Origin of the sequence: Pseudomonas sp. C6002, from assembly GCF_013385805.1 — a bacterium.
In the GTDB taxonomy this organism is placed as follows: Bacteria; Pseudomonadota; Gammaproteobacteria; order Pseudomonadales; family Pseudomonadaceae; genus Aquipseudomonas.
Genome location: NZ_JACAPH010000034.1, coordinates 1 through 24,807, shown reverse-complemented (window position 1 = coordinate 24,807; position 24,807 = coordinate 1). Strand labels below are relative to the sequence as shown.

General features: G+C 62.4%; 7 protein-coding genes. 4 read left to right on the top strand and 3 right to left on the bottom strand.

All coding sequences use genetic code 11. The features are described 5' to 3' along the window. Position 1: 1 nt before the first annotated feature. The 4 genes from HX817_RS25370 (at position 2) to HX817_RS25355 (ending at position 6,556) form a co-directional block, all read left to right on the top strand. Positions 2 to 1,279 carry an aminotransferase class V-fold PLP-dependent enzyme gene (locus tag HX817_RS25370; protein WP_177041533.1) on the top strand — a complete coding sequence of 426 codons (1,278 nt, stop codon included), beginning with the start codon at positions 2 to 4 and terminating at the stop codon, positions 1,277 to 1,279. A 31-nt stretch (positions 1,280 to 1,310) separates the two neighbouring features. Beyond that, positions 1,311 to 2,186, top strand: coding sequence for a formylglycine-generating enzyme family protein (locus HX817_RS25365; RefSeq protein WP_003208550.1), 876 nt, complete (start codon positions 1,311 to 1,313; stop codon positions 2,184 to 2,186). A 157-nt stretch (positions 2,187 to 2,343) separates the two neighbouring features. After that, positions 2,344 to 3,993 carry a cyclic peptide export ABC transporter gene (locus HX817_RS25360; protein WP_177041531.1) on the top strand — a complete coding sequence of 550 codons (1,650 nt, stop codon included), beginning with the start codon at positions 2,344 to 2,346 and terminating at the stop codon, positions 3,991 to 3,993. 97 nt (positions 3,994 to 4,090) lie between these two features. Continuing rightward, positions 4,091 to 6,556, top strand: coding sequence for a TonB-dependent siderophore receptor (locus tag HX817_RS25355; RefSeq protein WP_177041529.1), 2,466 nt, complete (start codon positions 4,091 to 4,093; stop codon positions 6,554 to 6,556). A gap of 50 nt (positions 6,557 to 6,606) precedes the next feature. Here HX817_RS25355 and HX817_RS25350 read toward each other — a convergent pair whose 3' ends face one another. The 3 genes from HX817_RS25350 to HX817_RS25340 all read right to left on the bottom strand — a co-directional run. Next, a complete protein-coding gene (locus HX817_RS25350) occupies positions 6,607 to 7,569 on the bottom strand; it encodes an alpha/beta hydrolase (RefSeq protein ID WP_087693353.1) in 963 nt (320 codons plus the stop codon). 84 nt (positions 7,570 to 7,653) lie between these two features. Beyond that, complete coding sequence (locus HX817_RS25345) at positions 7,654 to 19,983, bottom strand: non-ribosomal peptide synthase/polyketide synthase (protein ID WP_177041527.1); 12,330 nt, start codon at positions 19,981 to 19,983, stop codon at positions 7,654 to 7,656. Continuing rightward, positions 19,983 to 24,807, bottom strand: a 4,825-nt coding sequence (locus HX817_RS25340) for a non-ribosomal peptide synthetase (protein WP_177041525.1), incomplete at its 5' end; no start/stop codon positions are given. The genes HX817_RS25340 and HX817_RS25345, both read right to left, overlap by 1 nt.

Here is a 24,807-nt window from a genome sequence, read left to right as displayed (position 1 = left end):
CATGACCGACCGCCGTACGTTTCTCAAGCAGGCCGGGCTTCTTGCCGCGAGCCTGCCGCTGGGCACTGCCATCATCCCCCAGGCACTGGCAGGCAATGCGGCACCACCTGGCGACCCTTGGGCAGGCTTTCGCCAACTGTTTACCCAGGACCCGGACTACCTGCACTTTTCGAATTTCCTGGTGGCCTCGCACCCCAAGCCGGTGCGTGAGGCCATCGAGCGCTATCGCGCGCAGATCGACCGCAACCCCGGCCTGGCCATGGATTGGGACCTGCAAGAGACATGGAAGCGTGAAGGCCAGGTGCGCGAATGGGCCGGCCGCTACCTGAATGCCAGGCCCGGCCAGATAGCCCTGACCGGCAGCACCTCCGAAGGCCTGGCGATGATTTACGGCGGGATCCAGGTACGCCCCGACCAGGAAATCCTCACCACTGTTCACGAACATTACGCCACCGCCTACAGCCTCGATTTCCGGGTACGCAAGGAAGGCACCCAGGTACGCAAGATCAAATTGTTCGAGAGCGCCCATTCGGTGTCCGTCGATGAAGTGCTCGGTTCTATCGAGCGCAATATCCGCCCCAATACCCGCGTGCTCGGCATGACCTGGGTGCAATCCGGCAGCGGCATCAAGCTGCCGATCGGCGCGATCGGCAAGCTGGTGGATGAACACAACCGCAACCGTGACGACAAGGACCGCATCCTCTACGTGGTCGATGGTGTGCATGGCTTTGGCGTCGAGAACCTCGACTTCCCGGACATGCATTGCGACTTTTTCATTGCCGGCACCCACAAGTGGATGTTCGGCCCGCGGGGCACCGGGATCATTTGCGCCCGCTCGGAGCAGAACACCGACGTGACACCGATGGTGCCGACCTTCTCCGAAGACACCAACTTCGCCACCACCATGACACCCGGCGGCTACCACGCCTTTGAACATCGCTGGGCTGCGGATGAAGCCTTCAAACTGCACTTGCAGTTGGGCAAGCCGCAGGTACAGGCACGCATTCATCAGCTCAACGACGAACTGAAGACCCAACTGCTGGCGCACTCGAAGATAGAGCTGGTGACACCCCGCAGTAGCGAGTTGTCGGCAGGCTTCACCTTCTTCCGGGTCAACGGCCAGGACAGCCGCGACGTGGCCGCCCACATGATGAAAAACCGGGTAGTGATCGACTCGGTATATCGGGACGCCGGCCCGGTGATTCGCACTTCCCCGGGCCTGCTCAACACATCGGCCGAGATCCAGCGCTTCATGACGTTGCTGAGCCAACGGTTGTGACGCCTCTTTTTCATTTCAGCGAGATGCTCCCATGAACCATCACCCGCACCTGAAACCGCTGGCCGCAGTGATTCTGACAACACTGTGCAGTGCCCTGCTACCGGGGCTGGCCCAGGCGGCCACGCCGACACCCGGTAAAGTGTTCAAGGACTGCAAGGACTGCCCGGAAATGGTCGTGTTGCCCGCCGGTACGTTCACCATGGGCACCCCGGAAGACGAAGTGGGCCGCGAGCCTGATGAAGGCCCGATGCACCCGGTCACCTTTGCCAGGCCCTTCGCCATGAGCCGCTTCCAGGTCACCGCCGGCGAGTGGGACAGCTATGTACGCCAGTCCGGGGTCAAGATTGCCAATGGCGATGAACGACCCGGCCGCGAGTGCGTCGCCAGCAAGCCACGCTACCCCCAGGGGCCGCGCCAACCTGCCGTGTGCATGGACTTCGAGGATGTGCAGAACTACGTCGCCTGGCTATCGAAGAAAACCGGCCATCACTACCAGATGGTCAGTGAAGCCCAACGTGAATACGCCGCCCGCGCCGGCTCCACCGGCCCGTTCCCCTTCCCGTTCGACGAGGGCAAGGGCTACAGCATTGCCCAGCATGCCAACACCTACGGCCCGGCGGATGGCTACAGCTACTCGTCCCCGGTGGGCAGCTACCCGCCCAACGCATTCGGCATGTACGACATGCACGGCAACGTCTACGAGTGGACAGCCGATTGCTACAACGACGATTACGTCGGCGCCCCAAGCGACGGCAGCGCCTGGCTGACCGGTAAATGCCAGTTCAGACGCATCCGCGGCAACGACTGGGGTGAAGCCCCCGTGTTCTCCCGCTCCGGCAACCGCAATGCGTTGGTACCGGACAACCGCGGTGACTGGATCGGCTTTCGCGTCGTGCGGGATCTGTAAGGCAGCCAGCCCTCTAAATTAACCCTCCCCCCAGTCGTTTTACAGGTGTGTGTGACCCGTCATGCAACGCATTGCGGCGCACCACCGCCCTCTATGCCACCCAGGCCGAGCCCGCGACCGAAGCCGGGCCCGGCCGATCTTCAAGCAGGGAACCTCCATGAGCAAACCAACACGTGGGGTGATCAATGAATTGTTCACCCTGCTCAAACCCTTTCGGCTGATCGTTGTCGGCTCCATTCTGCTCGGCATGGTCGGCGGCCTCAGCGTCACGGTATTGCTGGCGACCATCAATACCGTGCTGCACGCCGACAACGGCCTGACCAACACCGTGGTCGGCGCCTTTGCCGGCCTCTGCCTGCTGGCACTGGTCAGTTCGATCTTTTCCGATATCGGCACCAATTATGTGGGGCAAAAGATCATCGCCCGGCTGCGCAAGGAGCTTGGGGAAAAAGTCCTGTCGGCGCCCATCGAACAGATTGAGCGCTACCGCAGCCACCGCCTGATCCCGGTGCTCACCCACGACGTCGACACCATCAGCGATTTCGCGTTCGCCTTCGCCCCGCTGGCCATTTCGCTGACCGTCACCCTTGGCTGCATGGGCTACCTGGCGATGCTGTCATGGCCGATGTTCCTGATCATGGTGGTCGCGATCATCATCGGCACGGTCGTCCAGTACATCGCCCGGGGCCGGGGAATCAAAGGCTTCATGGAGGCCCGCGACGCCGAAGACGAACTGCAGAAACACTACAATTCCATCGCCGAGGGCGCCAAGGAGCTGCGCATCCATCGTCCGCGCAGGCACCGCATGTTTGTGTCGGGGATAGAAAGCACCGCCGACAAAATCTGCGACACACAAATTCGTTCGGTGAATATTTTCGTCGTCGCCAAGACCCTCGGCTCCATGCTGTTTTTCGTGGTCATCGGGCTGGCACTCGCCCTGCAATCACTGTGGCCGAGTGCCGACAAATCAGTGATGAGCGGCTTTGTGCTGGTGCTGCTGTACATGAAAGGGCCGCTGGAGCATCTGATCGGCACCCTGCCAATCGTCAGCCGCGCGCAGATCGCATTCCGCCGTATCGCCGCGCTGTCGGAGCAGTTTTCCTCGCCCGAACCCCACCTGCTGCTCAGCGACCAAGGCAACCAGAGTACGCCGGTGCAGAGCCTGGAATTGACGGACGTGTCCTACAGTTTCCCCGCCACCGAAGGCAGCGCACCGTTTCGCCTGGGCCCGGTCAACCTGAAGATCGAGCAAGGCGACATCATCTTCATTGTCGGCGAAAACGGTTGCGGCAAGACCACCCTGATCAAGCTGCTGCTAGGCCTGTACGCCCCGCAGCAGGGGGAAATCCGCCTCAACGGGCAGCCCGTGACGGCAGTGACACGTGACGACTATCGCCAGTTGTTCACCACGATCTTCGCTGACTACTACCTGTTCGACGACGTGGTGCAGGGCGATACCCATATTCCCGAAGATGCCAACCAATACCTGCAGCGCCTGGAAATCGGCCACAAGGTCAGCGTGCGTGACGGTTCGTTCACCACCACCGACCTGTCCACCGGCCAGCGCAAGCGCCTGGCGCTGGTCAATGCATGGCTGGAGGAACGCCCGGTGCTGGTGTTTGACGAATGGGCCGCAGACCAGGACCCGACCTTCCGGCGGATTTTCTACACCGAGCTGCTGCCGGATCTCAAGCGCCTGGGCAAAACCATCATCGTGATTTCCCACGACGATCGTTACTTCGACATTGCCGACCAACTGGTCCGCATGGAAGCCGGGAAAGTAGCCACCGAACTGCAACCGGCATGAATAAGTTAGATTCTCATTCTGGTTTTTTCGGCCTCGTGCGTCTAATTAAGAATCGCTAACAACTACGCAACCATTAAAACCAGTAAGAGTGAGCACAATGTCAGCAATTGCGGGGATTCCACGTTTTACCAAAGCCTTGTTCATGCGCCGTATGCTGCAGCCGGGCTTCAGCGCCACCGCGTTCAGCATGGCGCTGGCGTTGCCGTTCAGTGCGCAGGTTCAGGCCCAGGAGATCAACTTCAATATCCCGGCACAATCACTGGCAAGCGCCCTGCAGGCGCTGGGCACCCAGTCGAACATGCAAGTGCTGTACAGCGCCGATGATGTAAAGGGCCAGCACAGCCAGCCGGTGAGCGGCCGGTTGTCGCCTGAACAGGCGTTGTCGCAGATGCTGGTGGGGACCGGCGATGTGTTCACCGTTCAAGCCAACACCGTCACCGTACGTGCCCGGGCAACGGGTGATTCACTGGAGCTGGGTGCCACCACCATCAGTGGCCAGGCTGTTGAATCGGCCTACGGCCCCGTGGACGGCTACGTTGCCACCCGCAGCGCCACCGGCACCAAGACCGATACGCCCCTCCTGGAAATCCCGCAAACCGTCAACGTGGTCACCGCTAAACAGATCGAAACCCAGGGCGCACTCAACCTGACCCAGGCCTTGCGCTACACGCCAGGCCTGAACACCGGCGGCTTCACCGACCGCAATGCGATCGCCGACGAAATCACCAGCCGTGGCTTCGCCCCTACCCAGCTGTACCTGGACGGCGCTTACTTGCCCTATGCCGGCAGCCTCGGCGGCGCCCCGCAAATCGATCCGTATACCCTGGAGCGCATCGAAGTGCTCAAGGGCCCATCGTCGGTGCTCTTTGGCCAGAACCAGCCAGGCGGCCTGATCAACATGGTCTCCAAGCGACCGACCACCGAACAACGCAGCGAGGTCAAGATCGGTGCCGGCAGCTACAACCGGGTCAACGGCGCATTCGACACCAGCGGTCCGCTCGACGATCAGAAAGAGTTCAGCTATCGCATCGTCGGCGTCGCGAAGAAAGGCAACCAGCAGGTCGATCATACCCACAGCGAACGCATGCTGCTGGCACCCAGCCTGACCTGGGCCCCGAACGATGACACATCCCTGACCGTACTGGCGCAGATCCAGCGGGACCGAGGCCTGGAAGACTATCAGGCGTTGCCAATGATCGGCTCTCTCGAGCGCGGCCCCAACGGCAAACGCATCGACCGCAACTTCTTCTCCGGCGACTCGAAATACAACGACTACAAACGTGACCAGTTCATCCTGGGCTACGACTTGACCCACAGCTTCAGCGAAAACCTGAAAGGTCGCTCCACCGCCCGCTACACCGACGTACGCGACGACTACAAAGGCTTCTACCTGCGCAGCTTCGTCACCGATGCAGTCACCGGTGCGGTCGACCAGACCCGGGCCAACCGTGTCAAACTCGACTGGCGCCAGCACAACACCGCCTACACCATCGATAACAACCTGGAATACAAATTCAACACCGGCGCGCTGGAGCACACCACCCTGGTCGGCCTGGACTATCGCAACTTCAACCGCAAATACACCGGCTACAACGCCTACAACGTACTGCCGATCAACCTCTACGGCGAAAACAACAACTACGACACCAGCAGCGTGACCCCGGAAAAAACCACCAAGTGGGACAACACCGTGCGCCAGACCGGCGTCTACCTGCAGGACCAGATCAAACTGGACAAGTGGATCCTGACCATTGGTGGCCGTCAGGACTGGGCCGAAGTTGAAAACAAGGACCTGATTGCAAACTCCATCACCGAACAGCGTGACAACAAGTTCACCGGCCGTGTCGGCCTGACCTATGTCACCGACTTCGGGCTGGCGCCGTACGTCAGCTACTCCGAATCCTTCCTGCCGACCGTTGGCACTACCGCGCCCGAACGTGGCGGCAAGGCCTTCGCGCCGACCGAAGGCGAACAGTACGAAGTGGGTGTGAAGTACCAGCCGTTCGAGAAGACGCTGATCACGGCTTCCGTGTACCAGATCAAGCAGAAAAACGTGTTGAGCCAGGATAACGAGTACACCCAGTACTCGGTCCAGCAAGGCCAGGTTCGCTCCCGCGGTGTTGAACTGGAAGTCAAATCGACGATTGCCAACGTCGACGTACTGGCTGCTGCGTCCTACCTCGACGCGTTCTACATCAAGAACAACTACGGCAACACCGGTAACCGCACCGAGCAACAGGCTCCGGTTTCGGCATCGCTGTGGGTTGACTACCACTTCACCCAGGCGGTGCTCAATGGCCTGACCTTCGGTGCCGGCGCCCGCTACACCGGCCCCAAACCCGGTGATGCCGCCAACTCGTTCGAGGTCCCGGGCTTTGTGGTCTATGACACCACCGTCAGCTACGACCTGAGCAAGGTATCGCCAAGCCTGCGTGGCGTGGAGACCAGCCTGAACGTGCAGAACGTGTTCAACCGCGAGTACGTGTCCCACTGCAACTACTCGTTCGGCTGCTACTACGGCCAGGAACGCGTCGCCTCGGTTGACGTGACGTACAACTTCTAGCCGACACCCACAAAAAAACCGGGCCTGGCCCGGTTTTTTTGTGCCTGTTCTCAAGCTGCCAGCGCGGCTCGCAATGCCTGGGTCAATTGACCGTACACCTCGTCGATATCCGGCACCACGCTCTGCAGGCGCAGGAAATCGTGAATCAACCCGGTGTACTCGATCACTTCCACCGCCACCCCCTGCTCCTGCAACCGTCGGGCATAGGCACGCCCTTCATCCAGCAGCGGGTCATGACCGGCCAACGCAATCAGCGCCGGTGGCATGCCCGGGTACCCCGGCGCCAGTAACGGCGAGAAGCGCCAGTCAAGACGATCCGCCGCCTCCCGGGCGTAATGCCGGTAGAACCATTCCAGTGTCTCGGTCTCCAGCAGATAGCCCTCGCCGAACAGCTCGCTCGACGGGCTATGGGTGGAAGCGTCCGTCACCGGATAGCACAGCAGTTGCCAGCAGGGTTTAATTGCCAGCGTCGCGGGCTCGAGCACCGACTGCAACGCCAGCACCGTCGCCAGCGTGGCCCCCACACTGTCGCCACCGAAAGCCACGCGGGTGAGGTCCAGGCCTTCGGCTGCAGCGTTATCGGCCAGCCAGGCCATGGCATCGGCGCCATCGTTCAGCGGCGTCGGGAACCTGTGCTCCGGCGCCAGTCGATAACCCACTGAAACCACCGCACACGGAGTTCTGGCGCAGAATTCGCGGCACACCCCGTCATGGGATTCCAGGCTGCCGACCACGTAGCCACCGCCATGGAAGTACACCAGCACCGGCAGGCTCTGCGCCGAAACGTCAGCGGGACGGTACACACGCAACGCCAGCGTCGCGCCATCGCGTGCCGTGAATTCGATGTGGCTGCAGCGCACCTGCGCAGGCGCCTGCCAGCGCAGTTGCGCGGTGGTGCGCTCGAACGCCTCACGAGCTTGGGCGGGCGTTGACAGGTGAAACGGCCCAGGACCGTCCGCCTGGCTTTCTTGCGCCAGGTCGAGGAAGGCATTGAGTTCCGGATGCAAGGACATCGCAGGTTTCCTTATGAAAAAGCCACAGACGAAAGAGGAGCCACAAGGGCCCCTCTTTGTATAACGATGGATCGGCCTCAATCCTTAAGCCGCTTGTGCCACGCAATGCTCGATCAGCGCCTCCAGTTCGGCCTGGTACTCTCGCATCAACTGTTCGACGGTTTCGGCACGGTAGCGGCGCGTGCTGAAAATACAGCGCATCGCCAGGCGTCCGTCATACACCTGCCCCACCACTTCCAGCCAATTGCCCAGGGCCGCCTGCGGGCTGTAGCAACTGCCATAGCTCTCCTGAGCCGGCACCAGCATCGCCTTGTCATCGAAGCTCTGGTCGAACTGCCCCAGGTAGTTGAAGGTGACACGCGCCTGGGGTGCCAGGCGCAAGGTATCGGCCATCGACACACCGCTCATGTGACGCAGGATGCCGTAGCCCAGGCCCTTGTTCGGTACGGCCGCCAATTGCCGCTGCACCGCACGCACCGAGCTCCCGATATCAGCCCCGGCACCGGGTGCCAGGCGCACCGGGAACATGCTGGTGAACCAGCCCAGGCTGCGGCTCAGGTCGATGTCCTTGACCAGGTCTTCGCGGCCATGGCCTTCGAGCTGGATCAATACCGAAGGCTGCCCGCTCCAGCGGCACAACACCCGGCTCAGCGCGGCGAGCAACACATCGTTGATCTGCGTCTGGTAGACCGCAGGCACTTGCTTGAGCAACTGCTGGGTATGTTCCTGCGACAGGCCCATCAGCGCGACCGACTGGTACTGCACCTGGTTCTTGCCACGCGGGTTATCGCACGGCAGCTCACTGCCCGGCTGGTCGATCTGCTCAAGCCACCAGGCTTGCTCCTGCGCCGGATAATTCGCCGCGTACGCTTGCAGCCCCTCGGCCCAGGCCCGGTAGCTGCTGGTACGAATCGGCAGGGCCGGCGCCTGGCCATTGCGGTAAGCCTCATAAGCGACCTGCAAATCCTGCAGCAGCAAACGCCAGGAAACGGTGTCGATCACCAAATGATGGATCACCATCAATACCCGCACCTGGCCATCGCCCAACGTCACATGAGCGGTACGCCACACCGGCCCGTCTTGCAGGTCCAGGCTGCGCTGTACCTGTTCGGCGTACAGCTCAAGCTCCGCTTCATCGGCCACGGTGTGTTGCCATAACAAGGGCTCAGTGGCCCATTGCGCCTGCATGTCCTCCAGCGGCTGGTAATGCTGGTAATAGCGTGCGCCCACCTCACGAAAGCGCAGGCGCAGGGCGTCGTGCTGCTTCAACATGCAGCGCAATGCCAGCTCCAGCGCCGGCAGATTCAGCGCCTGGCGTGCACGCAGCATCAATGCCTGGTTGTAATGGTGCGGCTCGCTCATACGCTGGTCGAACAGCCACTGCTGGATCGGAATCAGGTTGAACTGGCCCTCGGCGGCCACCTGCGAAACATCCTCGATCAGCGTGGCGACGGTGCTTGAACGCTGCTCGAAAATCGCCTCGATGGTCTGCCCGCGCATCAGGTCCCGCAGCTTGAGGTCCATCTTCAGTTCAGGGTGGTTGCGTACCCGCGAGACGACTTGCAGGCTGAGGATCGAGTCACCGCCCAACTCGAAGAAGTTGTCGGTGATGCCCACGCGTTCCACTTGCAACACATCAGCCCAGACCTGTGCCAGCAGTTGCTCGTCACGAGTACGGCCGGGAACATACTCGCCGCCCTTGAATTCAGGCTCCGGCAAGGCCTGGCGATCCAGCTTGCCGTTGGGCGTGACAGGCAGCGCCGCCATGCAGATGACCTGGGTGGGCACCATGTAATCCGGCAATTGCGCGCGCAAGTCCGCCTTGAGGCGATCACCGATGGCCATGCCATCGGGCGTCACCACATAACCGATCAGTTGCTTGCCCGACGCACTGTCACGGGCGATCACCAACGCGTCACTGACATCGTCCAGTTGCCGCAGGCTCGCCTCGATTTCCCCCAGTTCAATGCGAAAGCCCCGGACCTTGATCTGGTGGTCAATACGCCCGACGTAATCAAGCACACCATCAACACGCTGGCGTACCAGGTCGCCGCTGCGGTAGAGGCGATCGCCCGGCGACCCGAACGGGTCCGGCACAAAGCGCTCGGCACTCAGGTCCGGACGACGGTAATAGCCGCGGGCAATGCCCTGGCCACCGATGTAGAGCTCACCGGCAATCCCCGGCGGCAGCGGGTTGAGGTCTTCGTCCAGCACGTACAGCGCGCGCTCGCCGACAGCACGCCCGATCGGCGCATAGGCAGCCTCGCACCGGGTGTCGACCGGGACCTTCCAGAGCATCGGCGTGACCACGGTTTCGGTGGGGCCATAGCCGTTGGTAAAGAACTGTGGACGCAGTGACGCTTTCACTTGTTCGAAGGTCTGGTCCGGCACCGCATCGCCACCGAAGCAATACACCCGTACCGCGGGTGGTTCCTGTTGGCTATGGGCCGCGTACTCGGCCAACTGCTTGAGGTAGGCCGGCGGGAAACAGGCAATCGTGATGCCGTGTTGATGCAAGGCGTCGAAGGTCTGCTCCGGTGTCCACAGGCTGGCATCGCGGATCACCAGCGTGCCCCCGCTCAATAGCGTACTGAGCCAGCGCTCATGAGCGCCGTCGAAGGCAAATGACATGAAATGCAGCTCGCGGGTGCGCTCATCCATGTCATACAGCCCGGCGATGGCCTGGCAATGCATGCTCATCGGCCCATGCGCCACTGCCACGCCTTTCGGCCGACCGGTGGAGCCCGAGGTATAAATCAAGTAGGCCAGATTGGCGCCCAGCAAACTGCTGGCGGGCGGCGTGTCGCTGTAGCCGGCGCGGTCAAACGTGTCGATGGCCAGCTGCGCCAGGCCTTCCACCGCCGGAAGGCGCGCCTGCACCTGGCTATGGGTCAGCAACAGCGCCATCGCCGAGTCTTGCATCATGAACGCCAGGCGTTCGGGCGGATAGTCGATGTCCAACGGCACATAAGCCGCGCCGCTTTTCATCACCGCCAGTAACGCCACGATCATCTCGACGGAGCGCTCCAGGGCCACCCCGACCACCACTTCCGGCCCAGCCCCCAGCTCGATCAAGCGATGGGCCAGGCCATTGGCTCGACGTTCCAGCTCACCGTAGCTCAGCGAATCGCCCCCACACACCAGTGCCGTCGCCTCGCCACGCGAATCGGCATGGCGTGCGATCAGTTCCGGCAAGAGCTGCGCGTGATAGCTGGCATTCGGCGCCGCACTCCACTGCTCAAAGGCTCGCCACTGCTCGGCCCCAAGGCGCTGAAGGTTGCCCAGGCGCGCCGTCGGCGTAACGATCATGGCCTCGAGGGTGTCTTCCATGCAGCGGCGAATCTGCTCTACCGCCTCGACACTGAAGGCATTGCGCAGGAACAGATATTCGATCGACAACTGTTCGCCGAGATTGACCGCCAGGTCCATCGCAAAGTTGGTCACGTCATGGTTACGCGACTCGCCGAAACTCAGGCCGGTGTCCTGTTGCTCACCCAGGCGCTCATCGATCGGGTAGTTTTCAAACACGATGATGCTGTCGAACAGCCCTTGCCCACCCAGCCCCGACCAGCGCTGGATATCCGCCAGCGGCGCGTGTGCGTACTCACGGATGTCCATGTTGCAGGCCTGCAACGCTTGCAGCCACTGATCCAGCGGCTGCGCGGGTTCCAGGGTCTGGATCACCGGTAGCGTATTGATGAACAGCCCCAGGATGTTGTCGGCATTGGCCAACCCCGCAGGACGGCCAGCCACGGTGGCACCGAACACCACAGTGTTCTGCCCGGTAAAGCGTTGCAGCAACAACAGCCACGCGCCCTGGATCAGCGTGTTGGGGGTGATTTGCAAGGCGCGGCAAGCCTGTTGCAGGCGTGCGGTTTGCACCGCATCCCAACGTGAGTAAAGCGCCTGGTGCCCGGGCAAATCCTCGACATGCCGCGGGAACATCGCCTGGTTCAGCGAGGTGGCCTGCTCCAGCGTCGCAAGACGGCTTCTCCAGAAGCCCTCCAGCGCCCGTTGATCCTGGCGTTGCAGCCATTCGATGAACTCGCGGTAACGACCGTTGCGTGTCGGCACGTGGCCCTGGGCATAAAACTGCATTACCTCGCCAAACAGTCGCGAACTGCTCCAGCCGTCCATCAGGATGTGATGGCAGGTCCAGATCATCTGGTAGCGGTCGTCCTCAAGCCGCAGCAACAGCACACGCTGCAACGGCGCACGGGCCAGATCGAACCCTTGCAGGTAATCAGCCGTTGCGCGCTCGCCGATCGCCTGTTCGCTGATGTCCCGGCCGCGCCAGTCTTCGATCAGCAGCGGCAATTCGGCCTGGCGGTGGACAATTTGCACCGGGGCGCTCAAGCCATCCTGCCAGTGAAAGCTGGTCCGCAGAATGTCCTCACGCTCAATCACCGATTGCCAGGCTGCGGCGAAGCGTTCGGTATCCAGCCCGTGTACCGGCAGGCTGATCTGGTTGATGTACAAACCGCTGCTGTCGTCGGCCAGGGTGTGGAACAGCATGCCTTCTTGCATCGGTGACAACGCATAGACGTCTTGCACCTGCGCCACGGGCACCGGCAAGCCGTCAAGGTGCGCCTGGGTCAAACGGGCCAGCGGGAAGTCAGACGGCGTCAGGCCCTGATGCTCTTCGCCGCAGCAATGCTCTATCAGTGCCTGCAACGCGACGCCGTAGGCATCGGCCAATTGCTGGACGGTGGCCTCATCAAAAACGTCGCGGCTGAAGGTCCAGTCCAGGGACAACTGGCCGTTGTACACCCGGCCATCGATGGTCAGCCAGTTGCCCAGCGCCACGTCATCAGCGTGCCCAGCCCCGCTGCCCTCCTCGCTCGGCGCGAATAACGCCTGCTCATCAAAGCTCTGGTCGAACTGGCCGAGGTAGTTGAAGGTAATCCGGGCCTGCGCGAGTTTCGCCAGACGCGAGCGGACATCCTCTGCACCGAGGTAACGCAGCACGCCATAACCCAGGCCCTTGTTCGGCACCGCGCGCAGCTGTTCCTTGATGCCCTTGATGGTGTCTGCCGCGTGCACCGATGGGGTCAATACCACCGGGAACAGGCTGGTGAACCAGCCCAACGTGCGGCTCAGGTCGACGTCGCCGAACAGTTCCTCACGGCCATGGCCTTCCAGTTGCACCAGGCACGCAGGTTGCGCAGTCCACTGGCAAATCACCTGCGCCAGGGCACTGAGCAAAAGGTCGTTGACCTGGGTGCGATAGGCCGACGGTGCCTGCTTGAGCAGGCGCCGAGTCTGTTCTGTATCCAGACGCGTGTTGACCGAATGGCCATGCACCGAAGCCTGGCTGCCCTCAGGCCGCGCCCGTGGCAGTTCCGGCAACGCATGGGCCTGTTGCCCGGTCCAGTAACTCAACTCCCGAGCCAGCCCTTCGCTGTGGGCGTAGCCCTGCAACTGCTCGGCCCACGCCTTGAACGCGGTGGACTTGGGTGGCAACACCACAGGCTGGTTTACCGCCAGTTGCCGGTAGGCCGTTTGCAAGTCTTCCAGCAGCACGCGCCACGACACACCGTCCATCACCAGATGGTGAATCGCCAGATGCAGGCGCGAACTGCCGTCCTGCACTGCGATCAGGCTGCAACGCAACAGCGGGCCGTGTTGCAGGTCGAGGCTGCGTTGCGCCTGGTTGGCAATGGCGATGATCTCATCGGCGTTCTCTGCCTGGCGCTGCCAGAGGCCTACCGGTTGTGCGCCGACGGCCTCATGGCTGGCCTGCCAGGTACCATCGCCCGATTGCACGAAGCGCAAGCGCAAGGCGTCATGATGGGCCACCACGTGCTCAAGGGCCTGCTGCAGACATGCGCCGTCCAATGGCTCGCGCGGGGTCAGCATCAGCGACTGGTTCCAGTGGTCACGGTGCGCCATGTCATTGGCGAAGAACCAGTGCTGCATCGGAACCAGATGGCTGTCACCGCTGACCGGCCCCTGATCGATCGTTGCGGCTTGATCGGCGCTCGCAGCCCGGGCCAGCGCCTGGATGTTCTGGTGCAGGAACAGGTCCTTGGGGGCCAGGCCGATTCCCTGCTGACGTGCACGGCTGACCACTTGAATCGAATTGATCGAGTCACCGCCCAAGGCGAAGAAGTTATCGGCAGTGCCCACCCGGGCCACGCCGAGCACGGCTTGCCAGATCTCGACCAGGGCACTTTCGACTGCATTGGCGGGAGCCACGAAGTCCTGCTGTACCTCAGCCATGTCTGGCACCGGGAGAGCCTTGCGGTCGAGTTTGCCGTTGGGGCTCAGAGGCATTTTTTCCAGCGGCGTCAGGTGCGTCGGCACCATGTGTTCCGGCAGGGTCTGGCGCAGATGCGCAGTCAGCGCCTCGCGCAGTGCCGGCCAGTCGCTGGCGGCGCCAGGCTGGGTAACGACGTAGCCACTCAGGGCTTTGCCGTTGCGGCTGTCCTGCGCCACCACCACGGCTTCGCGCACGGCCCCGTGCTCCAGCAGACGGGCCTCGATTTCACCCAGCTCGATACGAAAGCCGCGGATTTTCACCTGATGGTCGATACGGCCAATGTAATCAATCACCCCGTCAACGCGGTAACGGGCCAAGTCGCCCGTGCGGTACAGCCGTTCACCCGCGACAAACGGGCTTGCCACGAATCGTTCGGCCGTCAGCTCCGGGCGACGGTGATACCCACGCGCCAGTCCCTGGCCGCTGAGGTACAGTTCGCCGTTGACGCCGCAGGGCACCGGGTTGAGCTCGGCGTCGAGAATGTAGGTCATCAAGTTCGCAATCGGCTCGCCGATGGGCACGGCGTCACGGCCCTCGTCACGACAGGTCCAGTGGGTGACATCAATTGCGGCTTCGGTAGGGCCGTAGAGATTGAACAGCCCCGCGCCCGGCAGCTTGGCGAAGACCTGCTGCTGCGCATCGATCGGCAACGCTTCGCCACTGCAAACGATACGGGTGAGGCTGGTGCAGCGGCTGACATTGGCATCCAGCACGAACGCTTGCAGCATCGACGGGACGAAATGCAGGGTAGTAATGCCTTCGCGCTCGATCAATTGGACCAGCTTCTGTGGATCGCGATGATCCCCTGGCGACGCCACGACCAAGCGGACGCCGGTCATAAGCGGCCAGAAAAACTCCCAGACGGACACATCGAAGCTGAACGGCGTTTTTTGCAGCACGCGGTCGTCGGCGTGCAACCCGTAGGCCTGTTGCATCCAGCACAACCGGTTGGTCAGGGCACCGTGGCTGTTGCCAGCCCCTTTGGGTTTGCCAGTGGATCCGGAGGTGTAAATCACATAGGCGAGGTTTTGCGCGACGGCCCGCGACTCGGGGTTGCCTTGCGCCTCACCGGCCAGCCAGGCATCGTCACCATCGAGTATCAGCGTGCGCACCCGTTCCGGCAGCGGCAAGGTTGCGACCAGCGCTTGCTGGGTCAGCAACCATTCGATGCCGCTGTCGTCGATCATGTAGGACAGGCGTTCCGGCGGGTATTCCGGGTCCAGCGGTACATAAGCGCCGCCGGCCTTCAGGATCGCCAACAGGCCCACCACCATTTCCAGGCTGCGGTGCAGTGCAATGCCCACCAGCACATCGGGGCCTACGCCACGCGCGATCAAGGCATGAGCCAATCGGTTGGCCCGCGCGTTGAGCTGGGCATAGGTCAGCGACTGCCCCTCGAACACCAACGCCACGGCATGCGGGGCCCGCTCCACCTGGGCTTCGATCAAGTGGTGCACCGGCTGGTTGTTCGGGTAATGGGCGAACGTGCGGTTCCAGTCCTCAACCATCATCCGGCGCTGCACCGCATCGAGCATCGGTAATTCGGCGATGCGCTGGGTGGGGTTGGCCACAATCGCGCGCAGCAGGTTCAGCCAGTGTTCGCCCAGGCGTGCGACGGTGGCTGGCTCAAACAAGTCAGAGGCATAGGACAGTGCGGCACTGATGCCTTCGCTGTACTCGAACGTATCCAGGGAGAGGTCGAACTGCACGCTGCCCGAATCCCAGGTCAATTGCTCCAGGCTCAACCCCGGCAGTTCAATCGCCTCGCGACGAGCATCACTGGCATGGTTGAACATGGCCTGGAACAATGGCGTATGGCTCAGGTTGCGTGCAGGTGCAAGCAGCTCCACCAGTTGCTCGAACGGCAGGTCCTGATGGGCCTGTGCTCCCAGTACCCGCTGCTTGACCTGATGAAGCAATTGGTCAAAGCGCAGGTGCCCCTCAATGTCGGCCCGGAGTACCTGGGTGTTGACGAAGAAACCCAGCATCCCTTCGGTTTCCAGGCGATTGCGGTTGGCAATCGGTACCCCGACACGAATATCCTGCTGCCCGCTGTAGCGGTGCAACAAGGTCTGGAAGCCGGCCAGCAGCAGCATGAACAGTGTGGTGTTTTGCTGCTGCGCCAGGCGCTTGAGACTCTCGGCCAGGGACGGCTCGAGGGTGATCGGCAGCCGGGCCCCACGATAGCTTTGCTGAACCGGACGTGGATGGTCGGTTGGCAGTTCAAGGACCGGTTGCTCGCCGCCCAACTGTTCTGTCCAGTAGCTGAGCTGCCGTTGCTGCTCACCCGCCGCCAGCCACTGACGCTGCCACTGTGCGTAATCGGCATACTGGATCGGCAGTGCCGCCAACGCCGCCGGTTGGCCTTGACTGAAGCCGCGGTATAACTGCATCAGCTCATCGATCATGACCCGCATCGACCAGGCATCCGACACGATGTGGTGCTGGGTCAGGATCAGCACGTGATCTTCAGCGCCCAGTTGCAACAGCTTGACCCGCAGCAACGGCCCACGCTGCAGATCAAAGAGTTGGCGGGTTTCAGTTTCAATCAAGCCGCGCAGGCCAGGGTCATCCAGCCCGGCAGCCGCCGACTCAAGCGCAATCGCCACCGGTGCCGGCGCGTCGACCCGTTGTACGGGACGCTCGTTCTCCAGCACAAACCGGGTACGCAAGCTCTCATGACGCGCCACCAGGGCGTCAAAACACTGTTGCAAGGACGCCAGATCAAGGTGTCCGCGCAAACGCAGGGCCGCGGGAATATGGTAGGCGCTGCTGGTGGGCTCCAATTGCCACAAAAACCATTGCCGTTGCTGGGCATATGACAGGGCAAGCGGCTGGTCGCGTGCAACGCGCGGGATGGCCTGTTCAGGAGTCAACGATGCCGGGGCCATCGCCTCGACAAATGCTTGCAGGGTGTTATGGGCGAACAGCAGGCGCAAAGGCACCTGGACTTGCAGTTGCTGGCGAATCCGCGAAACCATTTGGGTCGCCAGCAGCGAATGGCCGCCCAGCTCGAAAAAGTTGTCACTCAGGCCAACCCGCGGCACGTTGAGCACCTCGGCCCAGATCGCCGCCACCGCTTGCTGCACCGGTGTCTGCGCAGCCACGTAGGTTTTCTGCCATTGGCTGGCATCGGGCTTGGGCAGTTGCCTGCGGTCCAGCTTGCCATTGGGGGTCAGCGGGAACCTTGGCAACAGCACCATATGCGCCGGCACCATGTAGTCGGGCAAGTTGGCCTTGAGCCGGGCGTTCAGGCTGTCGCGCAGGCGACCCTGGCCGTCGGCATCCAGGCCCTGCCATTCGGCGGCGGGGACCACATACGCCACCAACGCCTGGCCGCCCGGGGCATCCTGGGCCAGTACCGCGGCTTCACGTACAGCGTCCTGCTCCAGCAGGCGCGCTTCGATTTCCCCGAGCTCGATGCGGAAACCGCGAATTTTCACCTGATGGTCGATCCGCCCCAGGTATTCGAGGATACCGTCCGGGCGCTGACGTGCGAGGTCGCCGGTGCGGTAAAGCCGCTCGCCGGTGCTGGAAAACGGATGGGGAACAAAACGTTCGGCGGTCAATCCCGGGCGCTGGAAGTAACCCCGCGCCAGGCCGTCCCCGCCGATCAGCAATTCGCCGGCAACACCATAGGGCACCGGCATCAGGTCTGCACCGACGATGTACAGCGATGTGTTGTCGATTGGCCCGCCCAGCCAAGGTTGCGCAGCCTGCGGACGCAGCCGGTGCAACGCCGACCAGACCGTGGTTTCCGTCGGGCCATAGAGATTCCAGACTTCACCGCCAAGGCCAAGCATGCGCACCGCCAGTTCCTGGGGCAACGCCTCGCCGCCGCACAGGCACGTGCACCCCTGGAGCACGTGGGCCTGTTCATTGTCGAGCAACATGCGCCAGGTCGAGGGAGTCGCCTGCACCACGTTGACCTGTTCGGCGTCGATCAGGGCCAGCACGGCGTACGGGTCCTGCGCCACCTCCTGGCCGGTCAGCACGATGCACGCGCCGACCATCAGGGGTACGTAGATTTCCAGGCCGAAAATATCAAACGAGAACGTGGTCAGTGACAACGCCCGATCCTGGGCGGTCATGCCCGGCACCCTGGCCATGCTTGCGACAAAGTTGGTCAGGGCGCCATGTCGCACCATCACCCCTTTCGGCTGGCCGGTGGAGCCGGACGTGTAGATGACATAAGCCAGGTGCTCCGGATCCAGCCGGGTTGGCAGATCGTCACCGGCATGGCCGTCAAGCCAATTGCCTGGTTGATCCAGCACCAGCGTAGTGACCGTGTCAGGCACCGGGATCTGGCTGAGCAGTGAATGTTGGGTCAGCAACAGGTCGATGCCACTGTCCTCAATCATGTAGGCGAGGCGATCCTGCGGGAACGCGGGATCGAGAGGCAGATAGGCGCCGCCGGCCTTGAGGATTGCCAACAACCCGATCAGCATGTGCGGGCTGCGTTCGACGGCAATGCCCACCAGCACACCCGCGCCCACCCCGTGACGTTGCAGCTCCACCGCCAACTGATTGGCCCGGGTATTGAGTTGCCCGTAGCTCAAGCGCTGGCCATTGATGACCAGCGCCTGCGCCTCCGGCGAGCGGGCCACCTGAGCCTCGAACAATCGATGAACATAACCCGCCTGCGGGGTGGCTACCGACGTGCGGACGCAATCGTCGAGCTGCGCTTGGCGCTGTTCAGCGTCAAGCAACGGCAGCTCACCGATGCTTTGTGCCGGGTTCGCGACGATTGCCTGCAGCAGGTTTTGCCAGTGCCCGGCCATCCGCGCAACCGTGTCTGCACCGAACAGATCCGTGGCATAGATCAGCGCCGCAGACAGGCCATCGGGGCGCTCCATGGTTTCCAGGGTCAAGTCGAACTGTGCACTATGGGTATCCCAGCGCAGCCCCTCGACCTTCAATTCACCGGCCGGCCCCTCGCCCGCCGGGCCTTGGGTCTGGTGGTTGAACATCACCTGAAACAGCGGGCTGTGGCTCAGGTTGCGTTGCGGCTGCAAGGCTTCCACCAGTTGCTCGAACGGCAGGTCCTGATGCGCCTGGGCATCCAGCGCAGTCTGCTTGACCTGTTGCAGCAAGGCACTGAAGGAGCCCTGGCTGTCGACCTCACTCTTGAGCACTTGGGTGTTGACGAAAAAGCCGATCAACCCCTCGGTCTCCACCCGGTTACGGTTCGCGGTCGGCACGCCAACCCGAATGTCGTTCTGCCCGCTGTAGCGATGCAGCAAGGCCTGGTAGGAGGCCAGCAGGATCATGAACAGACTGACCCCTTCGCGCTGGGCCATCTGCTTGAGGCCGCAGGCCAGCGCGGCGTCGATATCCAACTCCAGCCGGGCACCGCGATAGCTCATCACGGCCGGGCGCGCAACGTCAGTCGGGAGCTCAAGCACCGGCTGCTCGCCGCCCAGTTGCGCGGTCCAGTATTGCAACTGCCGCTCCCGCTCGCCGGCCTCCATCCAGTGCCGCTGCCAGATGGCGTAGTCGCTGTATTGAATCGGCAACGCTGGCAGTTCCAGGCTCAACCCTCGACTGAACGCGGCGTAACCCTTGACCAACTCCTCGACCATTACCTGCATCGACCAGCCATCGGAAACGATGTGGTGCAAGGTGACAATCAGCACATGGTCATCCGCGCCCAGTTGCAACAGGCACGTACGCAACAAGGGCCCCTGCTGCAAGTCGAACAGCCGGCGCGTCTCGTCTTCGATCAAATGCCGCAGTTGCGCCGCATCCGGCACCTGGGCCAGAGGCTGCACCTGCAGACTTACCGGTGCAGCCTCCTGCACTTGCTGCACCACTTGCTCGCCGTGCACCACGAAGGTGGTACGCAGGCTCTCATGGCGCGCGACCAGCGCACTGAAACTCTGTTGCAGCGCCGCAATGTCCAATGGACCGCGCAAGCGCAGGGCCGTAGGCATGTGATAAGCCGCGCTTTCCGGGTCCAGCTGCCACAAAAACCATTGACGCTCCTGGGCAAAGGACAATGACAACGTGTCGAACTCGGCACTGACAGGCGGAATCGGCAGGTTCGCCGGGGAAACGTCCTCTTCGAGCATTTTCTGCAGGTAAAGACGGCGTTTTTCCAGCGGCAGCGTTATGAAGCGCCTGGCAATACGTTGTGCGACAGCGGTGTCCATCAAACCTCCTCGAATTCATCAAGCAGCGCTTCAAGCTTGCTCAATTTTGACGTGCTCATTGACGTGCCGGTCTGCTCCAGTTGCGCGACAAACGCACCGAGGACCGGAAATTGGAATATCAATTGGGGCGTTAACTTCATGCCCAGTTCGAGCTGCAGGCGCGACACCACATTCACCACCAGCAGCGAATGCCCGCCCAGCTCGAAGAAATCATCCGCCAGACCGACCTGCTCAACGTTGAGCACGCCTTGCCAGATGGCCGCGACCTTGCATTCCAGATCGCTTTGCGGCGCCAGGTAAGCCGAATGCAGCGCGCGGGTATCCGGCGCGGGCAATGCCTTGCGGTCGAGTTTGCCGTTGGGTGTAAGCGGCAGTTGATCGAGGAAGACCAGATGGGTGGGCACCATGAAGTCCGGCATCTGTTGTGCCAGCCGCGCCTTGAGCTGTTCACTCAAGCGCGCCTCGGCCGCCCTATCCAGGCTGCTGTCCTGGCTGACAAGCCAACCCACCAGGCTCGTGCCGGTCGCCGTTTCCCGAGCCAGCACTACCGCGTCTCGTACTTCAGGTTGAGCGTGGAGGCGGGCTTCGATTTCACCCAGCTCAATGCGCAGGCCACGGATTTTCACCTGATGGTCAATCCGGCCGATGTATTCGATTACGCCATTTTCGGCGTGGCGCACCAGGTCGCCGGTGCGATACAGGCGTGCAGCGGCCGACTCGCCAAACGGATCGGGAACGAAGCGCTCGGCGGTCAGCCCTGGACGCTGGTGATAACCACGGGCCAGGGATTCACCACCGATGTACAACTCGCCAATCGCCCCCACGGCGCAAGGCTGCAAGGCGCCGTCCAGCACATAGGTGCATACGTTGTTGATCGGACGACCGATGGCGATGATTCGCCCGTCGTCTTCGACAGTGGCCGCCACGGCATGGCTGCTGGTATCAATCGTGGCCTCCGTGGGGCCATAAAGATTGCGCAGCTCGCCATCGAAGAGGCCCAGGACCTGGCGGGAAAGGTGCGCACTCAGCGCTTCACCGCCGCACATCAGCAGGCGCAAGGAGGCCAGGTGTTCACGGGTCGCCAGCGGCAACAGCGCCTGCAGCAACGATGGCGCCATTTGCAGCACACTGATCCCCCAACGCTCCACCTCGACCCACAAGGTGGTCAAGTCCAGGTTCAATTGCGGCGCGGCCAATACCAGTTGCGCGCCGCTCATCAGTGGCAACCAGAACTCCCACACCGAGGCGTCGAAACTGATGGCGGTCTTCTGCAGGACACGGTCACTGTGATCCAGCTTCAGGCAACCCTGCATCCATTCCATATGGTTGCTCAGGGCGCCATGGCGAATCGTCACGCCTTTGGGTTTCCCGGTGGAACCGGAGGTATAGATCACATAGGCGAGGTTCTGGCTGTCGACGGTTACCGAAGGCTCATGCTCGCCGTAGCCATCGAACCGCTCGGGCAGTGCGTCCAGCAGCAGGCAGTCCACGGCCACGTCGGCGAAGTACGGCTGTACGCTGGTTTCGGTCAACAGCAAGGCAATGCCGCTGTCCTCGACCATGTACATCAAACGATCCTGTGGATAAGCGGGGTCCAGCGGTACATAGGCACCACCGGCCTTGAGGATCGCCAGTAGCCCGACGACCATCTGCACGCAGCGCGGCATGCACAGTCCCACCAACACGTCCGGGCCTACACCCCGCTCGATCAACGCATGAGCCAGGCGATTGGCGCGCAGGTTGAGCTGGGCATAGGTCAGCGACGCTTGATCGGCCAACAGGGCCGGCGCATCAGGCGTGCGTCGAGCCTGGGACTCGAACCATTGATGAACGTGGCGTCGGTCGGTGGCCGGCACTGCCGTGGCATTCCAGTCGCGCAACAGCACGGTGCGCGTCGCCGCGCCAACCAGGTCGATATCGCCCAGGCTACGGTCGGCGGCCAGGCTCACCATCTGTGCGAGCACGTGCTCCACCTGCTCAGCCAGGCGCTGGATTGTATGTGTATGGAACGCAGCATGGGCATAAGTGAAGTGCAGGCTCAGGGTCTCATTGAGATTAACGGCCAGGGTCAACGGGAAATTAGTCTGTTCCTGATTACCCACCGTGCCGAAGCTCAGGCCTGACGGTGCCTGCGCTTGCAGGGCCTCGGCCAGCGGGTAGTTTTCGAACACCAGCAGCGTGTCGAACAGGCCTTCACCGCCCTGCCCGGCCCAGCGCTGAATCTCGAACAGCGGCGTGTGTTCATGCTCGCGCAACGCAACGTTGCGGGCCTGAAGCTGTTGCAGCAGGCTGGTGACCGATTGTTCCGGCCGGGGGCTGGCAATCACCGGCAAGGTATTGATGAACAGGCCTATCTGCTGTTCGACGCCTTTGAGTTCGCCGGGGCGTCCGGACACCGTGGCGCCGAAGGCCACCGTGTCATGCCCGGTGTAATGTTGCAGGAGCAGCAACCAGGCCGCCTGGACCACGGTGTTGAGGGTGACCTTTTGCTGGCGGGCGAATTCGCCCAGGCGTTGGGTCTGCTGTTGGGACAGTGAGTGATACAGGCTGGCATGGCTGGTCTCGACAGCCGGCTGCGGCGCGGCGAAACGGTTTTCGGCGAGGCGCGTCGGCGCGTCGAGCGCGTGCAGTTGCGCACGCCAGAACGTTTCACTGGCCTTGGCATCACGCCCTTGCAGCCAGGCGATGTAGTCACGATAGCGGCCGGCCGGGCGCGGCAGCACCTGGCCATCGTAACGTTGCAACACCTCGCCCAGCAGCTGCGAGTTGCTCCAGCCGTCCATCAGAATGTGGTGATGGGTATAAATCAGGTGATAACGCTGTTCAGCGGTCTTGACCAGCACCAGCCGCAGCAGCGGCGCGAGGGCGAGGTCGAAACCCTGGTCGCGCTCGCTGGACGCCAACTCGACGAGGGCCTGCGGGGCATCCGTGCGTGTGCTCCAATCCAGCGCGGTGAAGGGTACGCGCACCTGTTTATGCACCACCTGCACCGGTTGCTCGCTGCCTTCCCAGATGAAACTGCTGCGCAAAATGTCATGGGCGTCGACCGCCGCCTGCCAGGCATCTTCGAAACGCTGTGGGTCGAGACCGTCGATGTCCAGGCACATCTGATTGATGTACTGACCGCTGCCGTGTTCGTACAAGCTGTGGAACAGCATGCCCTGCTGCATCGGCGCCAGCGGGTAGATGTCATCCACCGAACGGGCGGCGAGGCCCAGGTTATCGAGCTGCGGTTGGGTAAAGCTGGCCAGCGGGAAGTCGGAAGGCGTCATGCCATGGTTTGCAGGATCGCAGCAATGACCGATCAACAGAGCCAGTTCCACGGCATAATCGTCGGCCAGTTGCTGGATGGTGGCCTGCTCGAACTGTTGGTGGCTGAACGTCCAGCCCAGGCTCAGTGCGCCATCAAATACCCGCCCGTTGAGGCTCAGCCAATTGCCCAGGGGCGCCATCGCGCTTTGCTCTTCACCGGCGCTTTCGCTGGCCGGGCTGAACAACGCGCCCTGTTCCTTATCGAAGCTGGCGTCGAACTGCCCCAGGTAGTTGAAGGTAATGCGCGGCACCGGCAGCGCTTGCAAGGCTGACCGGCTGGCCTCGTCACCGAGGAAGCGCAGCGCGCCGAAACCCACCCCCTTGTCCGGGATCGATCGCAACCCTTGCTTGATCGACTTGATCGAGTCCCCGAGTGCCGCCGCCGGCGACAACTGGACCGGGAACATACTGGTGAACCACCCCACGGTGCGCGTCAGGTCGATGTTGGCAAACAACTCTTCGCGACCATGGCCTTCAAGCTGGATCAAGGTACTTGCATGCCCGGTCCAACGGCAGACCACCCGCGCCAGGGCGGTCAGCAACAGGTCGTTGACCTGAGTGCGATAGGCGGCCGGCGCTTCCTGCAGCAGTTGCCGCGTCAGGTGTTTGTCCAGGCGCGTATGAACAGTGATGGCCTGGCCGTTCTGTGGGCTCGCCTCGGGGTTGAGGCACGGCAGGTCAGCCGGCGCACCTTGCAGTTGCGCCTGCCAGTAGGCCAACTGCTGCTGCAATTGCGCGCTGCGTGCATGCGCTTGCAACTGTTCGGCAAACGCCTTGACCGAGCTGGTCTTGGCCGGCAATTGCAAGGCTTGCCCGGCGAGCAATTGGTTGTAGGCCGTTTGCAGGTCGTCGAACAGAATCCGCCACGACACACCGTCCACCGCCAGGTGATGGATCACCAGCAACAGCCGCTGGGTGCCATCGTCCAGGGTCGCCAACACGGCGCGCAGCAAGGGTCCGGTTTGCAGGTTCAGGCTGCGCTGGGCTTGATTGGCCAGCACTTCCAGCGCGCCAGCATCGGCCACCGGGCGCACCCATAACAGATCATTGCGCATCGATGCGTCGCGATGGCTGGCACTCCAGCCTTCGGCGCTTTCGTTGAACATCACCCGCAACGCATCGTGATGCAGCACCAGCGCCTGCAATGCTTGCTCCACCAGCGCCGCTTGCAGCGCACGGGCCGGTTGCAGCAGCACCGACTGGTTGTAGTGATGACGCTGCGGGATGGCGTCGGCAAAGTAAGCCTGTTGAATCGGTAGCAGCAACGCCGGGCCCTGCACCGCAGCCTGATCGATTACCTGCACCGGGTCACCGGTCTGCGCGACAGTCGCCAATGCCTGCACCGTCTGGTGCTGGAACAGGTCTTTTGGACTAAAGCGGATGCCGGACTGCCGGGCGCGGCTGACCACTTGAATCGAGATAATCGAGTCGCCACCCAGTTCGAAGAAGTTGTCGGTGAGACCAACCCGCTCCAGTTTCAGCACGTCTTGCCAGACGGTTGCGATTTGCTGT